We start from the raw sequence: 13,581 nt of genomic DNA on the forward strand, positions 1-13,581 counted from the left end.
TCGTTCTTCATCGGCGACGCGGTTAAACTGCGATTTCATGTCCCGGCCAATGGTTCGGCGCCTTCCCTATTGGCACCGAGTCACTGGCATGGTCATCCTTTGGCTGGTCGACGAAGAAGTGGACCTTCAGGCGGCGACCACCTGGACGGGTAGTGATTCGAGCCCGCGAAGAACATTGTTGAAGTGACGCACTGGCTCACCCGATTCAATACTGCTTACCGTGTCGGCCAACGCGCCCAGAATCGCCGCTCCCTCCATACGTGCGAGCGCCTGCCCGGCGCAACCGTGCAATCCGTAGCCGAAGGCGAGATGTTCCATGTTGTCTCGTCCAATGTCGAAGCGATCGGGGTCGTTCCATCTGCGTTCGTCCCGGTTCGCTGATCCGTAAAGTACCGCAAGCCGCTCCCCTGCCGGCACTGTCACATCTCCGACCACCCAATCGGCGGTTACGGTTCGACCGAAAACTTGTATGGGAGACTCATAGCGCAAGACTTCTCGGAACGCCTGAGGTATGAGGGACCGGTTTTGCCTCAGCGACTCCCACTGTTCCGGGTGCTCGGACATCAGCCAAACGGCGTGCCCGAGGGCGTGCACTGTTGTGTCAATCCCTGCCGTCACATATGTCATCACCAGCCATGGTGCGGATTCCGTAGGAATCTGTCCCGCATCGGCAGCTTCGAAGACCGCACGACCCATGCTATTTTCCGTTAGTTTCTCGCGGGTGGCGGTAGTCATCACATACTCGATGAGTTCAGCCAGCTTCGGCGCCGACTCGCGGGTGCGTGCATTGTCGGGACCAAAACAGTTGAAGTTTGCGTCAAGCAGTTCCAGCAGCTGATCTCGCCCAGCTTCAGGCAGTCCGATCAGATCAGCGACGATCTCCAACGGGAATCGCCTTGCCAGCTCTGAGATCGCATCGAATGACTGCCGCGCGACGAGGGGCTCGACGATGTCTCGCGCGCGACGGTTGATATCGACCTCTAGTTTCCGCAAGGCGCGCGGGGCGAGCCGGGACGCTAGCACGTTGCGCAGTCGGTCATGGAGAGGTGGGGCCGCGCGCAGAATGCCATCGCCAACGTAGGCGTTGCACTGCTCGTTGAACGCGATGTCGGCTGATGAAAATTGCTCCCATGAGCCCAGCACATGACGGGCCTCTGCATAGCGCGGCACTGCCCAAACGTCGGAGGCATCCAGGAGAACTACGGCTCCGGCGTCTCTCAGTCCGCGGAAGGCCGGATAGGGGTCGGCCATGAACTCATCGGTGAAGATATCTAGATCGGATCGGGGAATGGTTTCGGTATCGGCCATTGCGGTTGTTCCTTCACTGCATCGGTGTCTGGTTGGCAATTCTGGCGAGCTTGGCGGCCGAGATCGGGAAATTTACTGCAACCGCAGTTCCGAGGTTTTCCGGACCTGTCGGCCACACCATTAGTCCACGGCGATCGGCGGCGGAGCCTTCCAGTACGGTTGGTGCACCGCTCGGCGGCAATTGTCCTGCGACTCTGATGCTTAGCCCGAAAACCTCGGTCCAGAAGAAGGGAACGTTGGAGTTCGGCGCGCTGGCAGCCTCTCGGCGCAAAAGTGTTGCAGACGCGATCTTTGCCTGCCGTAGGGCATTCCACCAATGCGGCCTGCGCGCCATTCGCCCCGCACTCGTAGGCATGGACACGACATCGCCTGCGGCGACAATGCCCGGAGCGACTTGACAACGATCGTCAACAACTACTCCGTTTTCGATTCGGACGCCACTTCCACTCAGCCACTCGGTATTCGGCACATCACCCGCCGCAGTAACTACCAAGTCGGCTTCGGCGATGACGGTGCGATCGAACGTAAGAACCTGGCGTGGCATCTCTTCGTCGAACCCTATCCGCACTCCCTCACTCACAACACGGACTTTCACACCATGGTCAACCGCTGCGGTGAGGCACATGTCTGCTAGCAAGGGGCCGAGGTGCGCAGACAGCGGTTTCGTCTGATCGACCACGGTGACGGCCTTACCCATCTTGACCGCAGAAGACGCGATCTCCATGCCCAAGAAGCCACCACCGACGACCGCGACGTCGCCGGCGCGAGCGAGTCCATCGCGGAGCGCCAGAGCATCGTCGAAGGTTCGCAATGTGACTTCACGTCGAGTGGGATCCGCCTCGATCCGTCGCGCTCGCGCACCGGTGGCGATGACAAGCCCGTCGTAGGGGAGCTGTTCTCCATCATCGAGGGTCACCAGGCGGTTCACACGGTCAAGACCGGCTGCGGACGCGCACGTGCGCAGGGTGATGTCGTTCTCAGAGCCGCCAAGAAAGACACTGTCATCCGACTCTGAGCCGACGAGTATGCCCTTCGACAACGGCGGTCTTGTGTATGGATGATGCCGCTCATCACCGAGCATGGTGATCTCGCCCTCGAAGCCATAACCACGAAGCGCAGTTGCGCAGGCCAAACCCGCTTGGGAGGCCCCCACCACGACGATACGACGGACGGAACTCATGTCGACGTGGGCGTGTTCGTCTGGATTCGCAGGGCGGCTACGGGGCAGGCGCGCACCGCCGCATCGGCGAGAGGGCGCGAATCTGGATCGATCTCGCCAATGTCAACCACGAGCTCATCCTCGTCATTCAGGTGGACGAGGTCCGGTGCAGCCTGTTCGCACAATCCATATCCTTCACATCGACCGCTGTCGACTATCAACCGGTCAACGTCTGGGCTACTCATCTGACTCCTATGCTTTTCGGCCGACTTGCGCGGGCCTGTGGAATCGTCGGGGATGAAGGTGTGATTCCCGCGACAACCGTATGTTCGCGGCATCTTGCAAGTCAAGATTCATGTCCCGAATTTCAGGACATTCCACACACCGTAATCCACACTACGGTTTGGAGTCCGGCGGTGCCAAATGCGTTGTAGTTAGCCCTTATCCACGAAGTCTGCCAAGGTTGTTTGTGCACATTCGTCGCCAGACCGCCACCTTTTTGTGCCCTCCCTCGGCAGGTGCGCTCCGATGCGCAAGTCGTTCGCCGAACGCCATGCGAGGTGGCGGTGCTGACCGTTCGCCCTGAGTTGTCACCACTGCTCGCTACAGCACCATCGATCGATGGCCTGCCATGCTAGGAACGACATTGCTTTGTCGCAACGATCTCGCCACCGTCTCGTCCAAAGGCGATACGACGGGTCGGCAACGTTGGCAACGCATCAAGCGTAGGGGCATCCGACCCGTAGCTACAGCATGCCGCCCAACAGATACCGGCCACGCCGACCAGGAAGATGGAAAAGGAGGCGCGGGTAGGCTTTGCGTTGTTGTAGGAAATTATGACGCGGCAATGAGGCATCAGTATCATGTCCTGCATGTCAGGACAACGCGCTCTCTCGGGTTATCGTGATCGCAACTCCACTGCCGATCGAGCGCTCGACGTACTCCTGCTGTTCAGAGACGACAAACTGGTTTGGACGGCCACGGAGATTGCCGACGGTATAGGTGTTGCTCGATCGACGGGTTACCGCTATCTCCAGAGCCTCGTCAACTCTGGCTTCATCGAAGAATCTGCCAATGGGTTTCGTTTAGGGCCCAGAATTTTCATGTTGGCGCAACTTGCACGAGCTAGTTCGAGCCTGTCAGATATCGCCCTCCCTGCCATGAAATCACTGGCAGAGAAGTTCGGTGAGACTGTCCTCTTGACGCGCCGCTCGGGTCGGTCCGTGGTGTGCATAGATCTTGTTGAATCGGCGCATGCGGTTCGACTGTCGTACGAACGCGGGCATGTGCTTCCTATTAATGCCGGCGCAGCAGCGGAAGCCCTCCTTGCCTGGGCTCCGCAGGGCGAGGTAACTGAGTTACTCGCGGCAGCACCTCTCGAGCGCTTCACTGCAAAAACGATCACCGACCCGACAGAGTTGCAGAAGCGCCTAGCGCAGATCCGCAAAGAAGGGGTCGCTGTCTCTCACGGCGAACTCGACGACGAGATCTTAGGAGTTGCAGCGCCTATATACGACGCAAAAGGGGCTGTCATCGCGGCATTGAGCATCGCTGCGGTCGCTTCGCGAATCCCCAGCCGAGAACTGAAGTCCGTCAAGACTGCCGTGAGGAGTGCTGCTGCAGGTGTGTCCGAGCAGCTGGCTGCCGTTGATTATTGACCCACAGGTGATCCTGTTCGGCCGTATCGAACAGTTCCACGGAAGCACTCTCGCAATCACCCCGGTCGAAACTGGAAAAGTGGCTGACCCATCAATCCACAAGTGTCGGGGGTTTCATGCAGTGACACTATTCCTTCGCCATATCAGCGTCTGATCTCGAACGCCTCCACCACCGGCATCAGACCGACTGACTAGGATCTAGACGCTTGGTAGTTGCCAGGCGTACGTCTCTCGGTTCGTGACGCGATCTGACAGCCGCTCGTAATGTATGCGAGGGTGCTTCTCCGAACTTTCGCTCGTAGTGACTGGCAAATCGACCGAGGTGGTTGAATCCCCAGTTGAGCGCCACTGAAGCGACTTGAGTGGTGTCATCACCTCGTTCGAGTTCGGCGCGCACACCGTCGAGGCGTATCTGCCGGATGTAGGTGGTCGGGGACATCCCGAACTGCTCCTGGAAGAGATTCTGCAATTGGCGTGCTCCGACGCCGGCGATGACTGCGAGATCACCGATCGTGTATTGAGAACCGGGGAAGCCCTCGATGTGGTCGATAACCTTCTGTACCGCTCGCGGATTACTTACCTCCGTCGGCGCGTAGAGCTGTGAGGTCATCGAATGTGGCTGCTGCACGAGCAGGCCCGAGATCAGTGCCCTCTCGAGATACGCAATCTGCGAAATCAACCCCGGGTTGGGGATGCCGGCCGGGTCGTCGAGCGTATCGAGGAGAATCCTCAGCGTCGAGAGCCACCGCGCTCCCGCCGGGCTGGTCAAATCCATCTCGAGCTCGAAGCGGATGTGCTTGTCGACCGGGCGGCCGAGCATGTGCGCCAATTCGCCCTCGAGGCCGGCTCGATCGATCTTGATGCAGATCTGGGTGGCGTCGGCCCGCCACAGCGGAAGGATGGTGTGTTCGTTCGGGGTGAAGACCGCCGCGCGCCGGGGTGTTGCGACCGTGTGTTGATCGCCGCACCAAGAGACCACCTCACCGGTAACCGGGACGTTGACGTGATAAGTGCCCAGATCACCGGGATCAACACTCGCCTCGTTGCCGAATCTGGCACGTCCGATGGTCAGGTGGTTCAGCCGCACCGCCGATAGTTCTGCGGTAGCTGTCTGCACGCGATTGCCGACCAGGTTGACCTCTGCCGGGTAGAAGACACTGTTCAGGTTGTCCCGGAACTCGTCGATGTCATCGGTGACACAGCGCAGGGCAGGGTTCGTGCGGGGTGGCATAGCGAACAGAGCGCTCGGTTTCTCCCCGCCACGGTCTGGCGCACTGTCTGTCATTGTCGGCCTCTTAGGTCAGTGTGCAGATTCTCGTCCGGCGTCCCGTTACCGGTAGCGGACATTCGATCGCGTAAACCGGATTTCACGGCTGGTCTGTCATTACTACCGTCTATTCCACAGTGGCACCGGTCACATATCAAGCAGTGTAGAGGAGACCCGATCATGACTCAGACGCTCGAACCCACCCCCCAGATCACCGACGCCGATGCGTCGCGGCCGAACTGGGACGTCGTCGCCAAGGCGACCGCGCTCATTCCGCTGATCCGCGAGTACGCCGAGCAGGGGTCCGTCGAGCGCCGCGCCGCCCCTGAGGTGATTACCGCACTCGAGGCCGAGGGCCTTTTCAAGCTGTTCGTCCCGCGCCGCTACGGCGGTTACGAGGTGAACCTGAGGACAGCAATGGAGACCGTCGCCGAGGTTGCGAAGGGTGATGGGTCCACTGCGTGGGCCGTCACCCTGCTGAATGTGTGCACCTGGTTCGGCACCACATTTTCCCAGCAGGCGCAGGACGAGGTGTTCGGGACCAATTCGGATGCCAAGTGCTGTGGCATTTTCACTCCTGGCAGCAAGGCCCAGCGCGTCGAGGGTGGCTACATTGTCAGCGGTCAGTGGCCGTATTCCTCTGGATCGTTTGCCGCGGACTGGGCCACCCTGGGTATTGCACTCGATGTCGAGGAGGGGGAAGATCCGCGCGCCCTGGCGCTCATCCCGAAAGATGCGTGGACGATCAAGCCGACCTGGTTCGTGGCCGGGATGAAGGGCTCGGGCAGCGACACCATCGTCGTGGAGGACCACTTCGTCCCGGACCACCGGATTCAGCGGTTTGCCGCGATGCGGGAGGCGGAGTTCGCCACCCCCCACAAGAGCACCGAGCGCAACTCGAACATGGCGTTCATCCCCGTCGCCGCGCTGATTCTGGTGGGCGCCCAGCTCGGATTGGCCCGGCACGCAATGGAGCTGACCTTGGAGAAGCTGCCGAACAAGATGGTCGCGTACACCAAATACAAGGCGGCGAAGAACTCACCGACGCATCAGCTGGGGGTGGCCGCGGCCGCGACGAAGTTCAACCTCGCCGAATTGCTGATGCAGCAGGCCACCGCCGATATCGACAGCGCCGCCGCTCGCGGCGAACTCCCCGACCTGATCACCCGCGGGAGGATTCGGAACAACACCGGAATCATCGCGGAACTGGTCAAAGAGGGAATCGACATTCTGATGACCACCAACGGGGCCGGTTCGTTCGCCGACGCCAATGTCCTCAACCGGATCTGGCGCGACGCCGAAATCGCCGGACGGCACGCCTACGTCACGCCCGAGGTCGGCAAAGAGGTCTACGGGCGCTTGCTCATCGGCGCCGACGACGCACTCACGATGGACGTGTAACCATGAATCAGCACGTCGCTCGAACCGACGCAACGGTTGATCCGACGACGTTTCGGCGCTCCATGCGACACGTACCCACCCCGGTCGCCATCGTGGCCACCACCGCCGAGGGCAAGCCAGTCGGTTTGACCGTCGGGTCGTTCACCTCGGTATCACTCGAGCCGGCGCTGGTCACCTTCTTCGTCGACAAGCAGTCGACCACATGGCCGCGGATGGAACACTCGGACACCTTCACCATCAACATTCTCGGTCACGACAAGGGCGAACGATGCCGATCCTTCTCGGGCAAGGGCGTCGACCGCTTCGCCGGTGTCGAATGGACTCCCTCCGACAAGGGCGACCCCGTTCTCGCCGAAGCATCGGTGGTCTTCGAATGCGCCAAACACTCCACCCGTGTGCTCGGTGACCATGTTCAGGTCGTCGGCGAGGTACGCAAGCTGCACGTCCTGCGCGAGGAACTACCGTTGGTCTACCACGGGGGCACCTTCCTCAACCTCGACCACCTCATCAGCGTCTGAGTGCCCCGCAGTTGTCAACCATGATCAATACGGAGCAGCCATGATCTACGAACACGCATACATCACCACCGATCCCGACAGGCGAGCCGAGTTCGAGGATGCCTTCGCCCGGGCCGAAAAGTACCTTCTCGAAGCCAATGGGGGTAAGACCGTCGAGCTCGTGCGCAGTGTGGACCACCCCGGCCTCTACCTGCTGCGTGTCGCCTGGGACTCCGTCGCCGACCACACCGAGGTGTTCGCATCGTCCACTAACGGAAAGCTCCTCGCGGAGGCGATCGGCCACTTCTTCACCGACACACCCCAAGTCATCCACTTCGAGGACACCGCAGTATGACATCGACCCAACCGACGACGTCGACATCCAATCAGGGAGTCGTTCCCCGGGCGGCCGGCTACGACCCGGTCCTGACCATCGACCTGCCGGCCTTGGTCTCGGTCACCAGAGGGATGAATGCGATCGCCCACGCCGTAGAAGGCCTGTACGCCGCCGACCGGTCGCCCATCGGGTCGATGATGGCATGCGAAGGAGCCCGGGGACTGCTCACCGCACTGCCACGCCTGGTCGACCGCCCCGACGGCCTCGAGGCCAGGGGGACACGGAGCCTGGCTCTGCGGAGCGGTACTGGGCGCTACCACCATGACATTGCACCACAAGCTCTGTCACGTGTTCGGCGGCAGCTTCGATCTCCCGCACTGCGATACCCACGCGATCGTGCTCCCCCACGTATTAGCCTTCAAAGGCCCCTGTCGCCCCGACATGGCCACCGCCCTGACCGATATCTTCGGTGACGGCGATCCCTGGACAGCCTTGTGGCACCTTCAGCAGTACTTGCCGATGCCTCTCTCCCTTGCCGATCTCGGATACGAGAAGAGTGACATCGCCGAAGTGACCGGCCAGGTGACTGCCAACCCGTACCACAACCGTCGCCCCATCGACGAAACCGACATCGACACCCTCCTCAAGCGGGCATGGATAGGCCGGGCGCCACATCCGTCGACGACTGCCACCACACCCGACCGGGACCTGAGTATGGAGCCCTCGTGACCGACTTCCCTCCCCCCACTGCCTCCACCGAGACGGTCCTCCACAGCGTGCACATCACCTGGAACGACGACGTGGACGGCGATCACGGCACCCACGTCGCCCAAGCGCTGAACAAGTACGCCACCACCGTTCCCGGACTGTTGTTCTACCGCGCCGGACCCGATCTCGCCCTGCAGGACCACACTGCCGACTTCGGGATCGTCGCACTCTTCGACACCAGCGCAAGCTACAAGGCCTACGCCATCGACGAGGGACACCACGCCATCATCTCCGAACTCATTGCACCTGTCGCACGTACCCGGACCTCCACCCAAATCGCATTCACATGCTGATCCTGCGCGGTGCCTGACCGCCCTTGTCTGCCTGTGTTGCCGACAGGCCCGGTTAGATGAATCCGTACCTCAGCGACCATTTGGATTCGGAAGCTAGCCACGACCTCATCCGAATGGGATGCAAGGAAGTGACAGCAGACGTCAGATCCAGACTACCGCCTGCTCGTTTTTATCGGTGCCTTATAACTGGTCGAAGGGAGCGGTCTGTCGCATAAATCACTGCTGCTCGGAAACTACTGGACGCCTCCAGCATTTGGCAGTACATGCGCGCGTGTCAGCGTTGCAGGGCGAACCCTTACCTCACATTCTACGTCGCCAAAAAACCTGTGTCGGCGTAGCTCCCAAGCAACCATGAGGCAGAGCATTGTTTGGCGATCCGCTCAAATCCTATGACCGCTCCTGAACCGCAGGACACACCCCTTGACTGATCGTCTTCACCGGATTATGTTGCGCTACAACAGTATATCCGAACCGCACCAAGTCCCGAAGATCGATGAGGTATCATGACCACTGGTAGTCGTACTATGCGTGCTGTTCGCCTCTTCGAGCACGGTGGCCCATCCGTGCTCCAGAATGTTGAGGTTCCAATCCCCACCGTCGGCCCTGGTGACGTGCTTATCAGAGTTCGTGCCACAGCACTTAATCGCTGGGATCTCAATTATCGAGCCGGAATACTCCCGAAGACGCTGCCAGGTCGGCCTTCCTGGCCCTTACCTTTCCAGCTTGGCCGGGACGCAGCTGGCGACATCGTTGAAGTCGGATCAGATGTCCAGAGTTGGGAAGCCGGCGATCGTGTCGTTCAGCTGACTCATCCAGCTTGCGGCCTCTGCCACATGTGTGTCCGTGGGAAAGACAATCTCTGCATCAACACCGCTTACCCAGGGCATCAGATTTTCGGTGGTTATGCTGAGTACATTGTTCGATCGCAACATGAGATTCTCCGAATCCCTGAGGGAGTCGATTACGCCGCCGCCGCAGCGACACTGTGGTCCTACACAACACCGCTGAACTGTGCTGCAAACCGCGCTCCGATCGGATTCGGGGAGACAGTGCTGATCACCGGCGCGAGTGGCGGACTCGCCATCGCTGCCGCGCAGGTCGCGCGCCTACACGGCGCAACTGTGATCGGTACAACGACGAAGCCTGACCGGTCGGACGAGCTGGAGGCGGCTGGATATGACCACATTCTCAATTCGCTGAATCCGTTTCTGCCTGAACAGGTTAAAGAACTCACGAACGGGCTGGGGGTTGACGCAGTGTGGGATTGTGTCGGCGGCAATGAATTCATGAGACTCGCCATCGAATCAGTACGGCTCGGGGGAACCATTGCGGTCATGGCAATAAACAGTCCGAAAGTCGACATCCCTTCGGAGTCCTTCATCGCCGGAGAAATCACCATCACCGGTGTTCGAGCAGCCAGCCGAAGGGACCAGGAGCTCTGCATGACAATGCTTGGGCAAGGAAGAATTCGCCCCGTCATCGACAAAGTATACCCATTGAAGGATGCAGTTCTTGCACATGAATATTTGGAGGGGCGGCATCAGATTGGCAAGGTACTCCTAGCTCCATGATGGGCACGACCACAACTGTGCACCATCCGGACAGGTCGCCGCCGCCGAATCCTCTCTAAGCTAACTGAGGAGTCGGCGAGATGCCCTCGACAGCTATATGATTGACGGCGCGGCTGCAACGCAAGCTTGACGCCGATCGCTAATAATGTTCAGCTCTACCGTCCACAGCTGGGCATGACGCGACTGGAATCAGTCAAATCGGTGATGAGTGCCGCACTCTTGGCGATCTTCCACGAACCGGCTAAGGAATGAGACCGACCTACACTCGCTCTGGCGCAGATCATTCCAAAAAGTCACGTAGAGATTGAGAGCGGGCGGGGTGGCGCAACTTCGACATTGTTTTGGACTCAATTTGCCGTATGCGCTCACGGGTGACCCCGAAGGCCTGCCCGATCTCGTCCAGGGTTCTTTGTTGGCCGTCGTTGAGGCCAAAACGCATTCGGATTTCCCCCGCTTCACGCTCGGTTAGCGTCTCAAGGATCACTCGCAGCTGATCGCGCAACATGGTGAATGACACAGCTTCAACGGCTATCACGGCCTCCGTGTCCTCAACGAAGTCGCCGAAATTGCTGACCCCCTCGTCGCCAATCATCTGGTCAAGAGACATGGGTTCACGCGCGTACTGCTGGACCTCAGATACCTTTTCCGATGTGATGTCGAGTTCCTTGGCGATCTCAACAGGCGTGGGATCACGGCCGAGTTCCTGCATCAAGTCACGCTGTATACGGCGGAGCTTGTTGATGACCTCCACCATGTGAACCGGGATACGGATAGTGCGGGCCTGGTCGGCCATTGCACGGCTGATGGCTTGCCGGATCCACCAGGTAGCATATGTCGAGAACTTGAATCCCTTGCTGTAGTCAAACTTCTCAACTGCTCGGACGAGTCCGAGGTTACCTTCCTGAATTATGTCGAGGAAGGACATTCCGCGACCGGTGTACCGCTTCGCCAGCGATACGACCAGACGGAGATTTGCTTCAAGCAAGTGGTCTCGGGCTCGTCTTCCGTCCTGAACGAGCCACGACAGATCCCGGCGCAGGGATCGGTGTAGTTTGACCTCATTGTTGGCAGCACCACGCAGCTTCTCAGAGGCATAGAGCCCCACATCGATCCGTATGGCGAGATCTACTTCCTGTTCCGCAGTAAGGAGGGGCACCCTCCCGATCTGCTTCAAATATGCACGGGTCGAGTCCGCGGAGATTGTATGCTCGGCGTCTTTGCGGGCCGGTTGCAACGTCTGGGACTCACCTTCGTCCCCGTCAGAGCTCGCAGTGGCTCTATGTTCGTCCGGGTCTTCTGCGTCTTCATCAGCATCTTCTGCCGCGTGAGCTGTCTGAACTACTGCCACCGGTTTTCCTTCGCCGGCTGTGCCTGCCCGCATCAGATTGTCCACTGCTCTTGCGGCTTCCCGCCCGACTTGGAGCTTCCCTTCGGAAATCCCAACTGCTGTGGATGTTAGTGCGTCGGGCGCTTGAAACCCGGCATCAAACTCAGCAACGATAGAAGCTTCTTTTGCGGTCATTATGTCCTTCGCGATGCTGTCAGGGCATCGCGAAGTGCACACGGTCTTCGCGGAGAGGCCTTCAGGTGTCGTTGGGCGCGGCATAGACGCAGTGATATTTTATCATTCACCCGCAGATGCAAGTGTCTCGATCCGAGCGTGGGGACTCACTCGATACCGTCAAATAGTCGCGTGCAACAGCGCCACCATGCCGATTAGCAGGGTGGATAGTGGGATTCTCAACCATGGACAGACTGCTGTTGACGAATGTCCGCGGGGATCCACGAGACCCTCTCCCCGATCGAGCTGCTCGGAGTGATCGGCAGACAGTATGGCGAAGCCGTTCGTAGCGCGGCGGGCTCCGCTTAGTAACCAGATTTCCGGATGAGGTACTGCCAGCCCGCATCGAGTTGCGCGGGGTTCCAAACTTGGTCGCGTTTGGACTGGGTCTCTGACTCGTCTGACCAGTGGTGTGGACCGCCTGCGGCCGCTGCCATAAGTTGTGTTCGACATGCTCTCTCGAGCAGTACCGCATGCATGACGGCGGAGGCGGCGTCAGGACCGACGGTGACCGCCCCGTGGTTGGGTATGAGCACCGCGTTGGCCTCGCCCAGCTGCCGTGCGAGGGATCGGCCTAGTTCGCGCGTGGCGATCAGGGCACCCGTTTCTGTGAATCGGGGTAGCTGGGGATGGGTGAAGGGAACCGCGTCATGGGAAATGGGGAGAAGTTCACAATTGAGCGAGGCGAAGGCCGCTAGCGCGGGTGCATGTGTGTGCACCACGCTCCCGACATCTTGACGATTGGCAATGATCTCAGTGTGAATCGGGTACTCAAGATGCCGCTTCCCACCTCCGGCCAATACCACGCCCGCAGCTGACACTTTTACGATCCTGGTCTCGTCGATCTCCTCGAATCCCCATCCGGATGCCTTCATCCAGACGCCGTCCCCTTCCACGTCACGGACGGAGGCGTGGCCCCACACCATGTCACCGAGTCCGGCCGCGGCCAGTGCGCGGCTCGCCTGAACCACTTCAAGCCTGGGATTATCCATGAACTTCCTGCCTAGGCCCAAGTGTATGGCTCGTCGCGTGGTCCAGCACGATGACCTCGGTCTTCTTCGGCGCAAGTTTCGTCAGCAATTGGTGGTGCATATTCTGATGGGCCGGTGCAAGGCCTGCCTGGTGGATTGGGATGGCGATGCGCGGGCTGACGGCGCGGAGGAAGTCGATTCCCTCACTCAGCTTCATCCACGGGCCGCCGGCTGGGAGCAACAGGGTGTCGACATCGAATGGTGGCGGTTCAAGGGAATCACCCGGGTGGAAGAGCGATCCGCCGACGAGGTAGCCATTGTTGTCACAGCCGGGCAGGTCTGGGTGAATACATGCGTGATCGCCACCGGTCACGGTGATCTCGACACCTCGCAATCTGAGGATGTCTCCCGGTTTGGCCACGCACCTCGACGGTGTCATGCTGGCAAGTGTGGCTTCGGCGCCCGCGCTGTGCACCAAATCCGTGTCCGGGTTGCGTTCGAGAAGCGCCCGGAGGCGATCGTTGTCGAGATGGTCGGGGTGGGAGTGGGTGATCAGTACGAGATCGATGTTGAGCAGATCCTCGAAGTCACGCGAATAAGTACCGGGATCGATCAAGACCTGCACGGTCTTGTCCCGAAGCGGAACTTTGACAAGTACACAAGCGTGCCCGAAGTGGGTGATCTTCATTCGGTGTTCCTAATCACTGGATAGGGATACTTACCGCGAACTCTTCGTCGCGATTGTCCGTCCTTGCGGGCAGCTGTCGGTGACGCCCGTTTTGTTGTCTGC

The 13,581-nt window shown here is 59.9% G+C and carries 13 protein-coding genes and 1 pseudogene; 7 read left to right on the forward strand and 7 right to left on the reverse strand.

Annotated features, from left to right (window positions below):
- Window positions 1–126 precede the first annotated feature (126 nt).
- From L1080_RS32695 to L1080_RS32705, 3 genes are read right to left on the reverse strand one after another with little or no spacing between them, the layout of a single operon-like run.
- Window positions 127–1,308, reverse strand: a complete 1,182-nt coding sequence (locus L1080_RS32695) for a cytochrome P450 (RefSeq protein WP_250776481.1) — start codon at window positions 1,306–1,308, stop codon at window positions 127–129.
- A gap of 13 nt (window positions 1,309–1,321) precedes the next feature.
- Window positions 1,322–2,488 carry an NAD(P)/FAD-dependent oxidoreductase gene (locus tag L1080_RS32700; RefSeq protein WP_250776482.1) on the reverse strand — a complete coding sequence of 389 codons (1,167 nt, stop codon included), beginning with the start codon at window positions 2,486–2,488 and terminating at the stop codon, window positions 1,322–1,324.
- A complete protein-coding gene (locus L1080_RS32705; protein WP_308202202.1) occupies window positions 2,485–2,805 on the reverse strand; it encodes a ferredoxin in 321 nt (106 codons plus the stop codon). The genes L1080_RS32700 and L1080_RS32705 overlap by 4 nt, the downstream gene beginning before the upstream one ends.
- Before the next feature lie 534 nt (window positions 2,806–3,339).
- Between L1080_RS32705 and L1080_RS32710 the strand changes: the two genes are divergently transcribed.
- Window positions 3,340–4,125: an IclR family transcriptional regulator gene (locus L1080_RS32710; protein WP_250776484.1), complete on the forward strand. Its 786-nt coding sequence runs from the start codon at window positions 3,340–3,342 to the stop codon at window positions 4,123–4,125.
- Between the two features lie 178 nt (window positions 4,126–4,303).
- Here the strand turns inward: L1080_RS32710 and L1080_RS32715 are convergent, their stop codons facing one another.
- Window positions 4,304–5,410 (reverse strand): AraC family transcriptional regulator, encoded by a 1,107-nt coding sequence (locus L1080_RS32715; RefSeq protein WP_459032366.1) that lies wholly within the window; start codon window positions 5,408–5,410, stop codon window positions 4,304–4,306.
- Window positions 5,411–5,572: 162 nt separating this feature from the next.
- Here L1080_RS32715 and L1080_RS32720 point away from each other — a divergent pair, with 162 nt between their 5' ends.
- From L1080_RS32720 to L1080_RS32745, 6 genes and pseudogenes are all read left to right on the forward strand, one after another.
- Window positions 5,573–6,793 carry an acyl-CoA dehydrogenase family protein gene (locus tag L1080_RS32720; RefSeq protein WP_250776486.1) on the forward strand — a complete coding sequence of 407 codons (1,221 nt, stop codon included), beginning with the start codon at window positions 5,573–5,575 and terminating at the stop codon, window positions 6,791–6,793.
- Window positions 6,794–6,795: 2 nt separating this feature from the next.
- A complete protein-coding gene (locus tag L1080_RS32725) occupies window positions 6,796–7,311 on the forward strand; it encodes a flavin reductase family protein (protein ID WP_250776487.1) in 516 nt (171 codons plus the stop codon).
- Between the two features lie 40 nt (window positions 7,312–7,351).
- Window positions 7,352–7,645: an antibiotic biosynthesis monooxygenase family protein gene (locus L1080_RS32730; RefSeq protein WP_250776488.1), complete on the forward strand. Its 294-nt coding sequence runs from the start codon at window positions 7,352–7,354 to the stop codon at window positions 7,643–7,645.
- Window positions 7,646–7,758: 113 nt separating this feature from the next.
- Window positions 7,759–8,356 (forward strand): annotated as a pseudogene (locus L1080_RS32735) (dehydroquinate synthase/iron-containing alcohol dehydrogenase family protein).
- The gene (locus L1080_RS32740; protein WP_250776490.1) at window positions 8,353–8,688 is read left to right on the forward strand and encodes a Dabb family protein; all 336 of its coding nucleotides are present in this window, start codon (window positions 8,353–8,355) and stop codon (window positions 8,686–8,688) included. Before L1080_RS32735 ends, L1080_RS32740 begins: the two are co-directional and overlap by 4 nt.
- A 503-nt stretch (window positions 8,689–9,191) precedes the next feature.
- Window positions 9,192–10,259: a quinone oxidoreductase family protein gene (locus tag L1080_RS32745; RefSeq protein WP_250776491.1), complete on the forward strand. Its 1,068-nt coding sequence runs from the start codon at window positions 9,192–9,194 to the stop codon at window positions 10,257–10,259.
- Between the two features lie 280 nt (window positions 10,260–10,539).
- Here L1080_RS32745 and L1080_RS32750 read toward each other — a convergent pair whose 3' ends face one another.
- The 3 genes from L1080_RS32750 to L1080_RS32760 all read right to left on the reverse strand — a co-directional run bounded on the left by L1080_RS32750 (window position 10,540) and on the right by L1080_RS32760 (window position 13,479).
- Complete coding sequence (locus tag L1080_RS32750; RefSeq protein ID WP_250776492.1) at window positions 10,540–11,781, reverse strand: RNA polymerase sigma factor; 1,242 nt, start codon at window positions 11,779–11,781, stop codon at window positions 10,540–10,542.
- 344 nt (window positions 11,782–12,125) lie between these two features.
- Complete coding sequence (locus L1080_RS32755; RefSeq protein ID WP_250776493.1) at window positions 12,126–12,812, reverse strand: class II aldolase/adducin family protein; 687 nt, start codon at window positions 12,810–12,812, stop codon at window positions 12,126–12,128.
- Window positions 12,805–13,479 (reverse strand): MBL fold metallo-hydrolase, encoded by a 675-nt coding sequence (locus L1080_RS32760; RefSeq protein ID WP_250776494.1) that lies wholly within the window; start codon window positions 13,477–13,479, stop codon window positions 12,805–12,807. The genes L1080_RS32755 and L1080_RS32760 overlap by 8 nt, the downstream gene beginning before the upstream one ends.
- Window positions 13,480–13,581 lie beyond the last annotated feature (102 nt).

Source organism: Rhodococcus sp. MSC1_016 (genome assembly GCF_023667485.2).
Taxonomy (GTDB): Bacteria; Actinomycetota; Actinomycetes; order Mycobacteriales; family Mycobacteriaceae; genus Rhodococcus_F; species Rhodococcus_F oxybenzonivorans.

What these genes read in the sequence shown, in the direction of transcription:
- L1080_RS32755 (WP_250776493.1), bottom strand. Translation starts at nt 12,812, where the DNA reads ATGGATAATCCCAGGCTTGAAGTGGTTCAGGCGAGCCGCGCACTGGCC.
- L1080_RS32705 (WP_308202202.1), bottom strand. Translation starts at nt 2,805, where the DNA reads ATGCCGCGAACATACGGTTGTCGCGGGAATCACACCTTCATCCCCGAC.
- L1080_RS32725 (WP_250776487.1), top strand. Translation starts at nt 6,796, where the DNA reads ATGAATCAGCACGTCGCTCGAACCGACGCAACGGTTGATCCGACGACG.
- L1080_RS32720 (WP_250776486.1), top strand. Translation starts at nt 5,573, where the DNA reads ATGACTCAGACGCTCGAACCCACCCCCCAGATCACCGACGCCGATGCG.
- L1080_RS32695 (WP_250776481.1), bottom strand. Translation starts at nt 1,308, where the DNA reads ATGGCCGATACCGAAACCATTCCCCGATCCGATCTAGATATCTTCACC.
- L1080_RS32700 (WP_250776482.1), bottom strand. Translation starts at nt 2,488, where the DNA reads ATGAGTTCCGTCCGTCGTATCGTCGTGGTGGGGGCCTCCCAAGCGGGT.
- L1080_RS32745 (WP_250776491.1), top strand. Translation starts at nt 9,192, where the DNA reads ATGACCACTGGTAGTCGTACTATGCGTGCTGTTCGCCTCTTCGAGCAC.
- L1080_RS32750 (WP_250776492.1), bottom strand. Translation starts at nt 11,781, where the DNA reads ATGACCGCAAAAGAAGCTTCTATCGTTGCTGAGTTTGATGCCGGGTTT.
- L1080_RS32760 (WP_250776494.1), bottom strand. Translation starts at nt 13,479, where the DNA reads ATGAAGATCACCCACTTCGGGCACGCTTGTGTACTTGTCAAAGTTCCG.
- L1080_RS32710 (WP_250776484.1), top strand. Translation starts at nt 3,340, where the DNA reads ATGTCAGGACAACGCGCTCTCTCGGGTTATCGTGATCGCAACTCCACT.
- L1080_RS32730 (WP_250776488.1), top strand. Translation starts at nt 7,352, where the DNA reads ATGATCTACGAACACGCATACATCACCACCGATCCCGACAGGCGAGCC.
- L1080_RS32715 (WP_459032366.1), bottom strand. Translation starts at nt 5,410, where the DNA reads ATGACAGACAGTGCGCCAGACCGTGGCGGGGAGAAACCGAGCGCTCTG.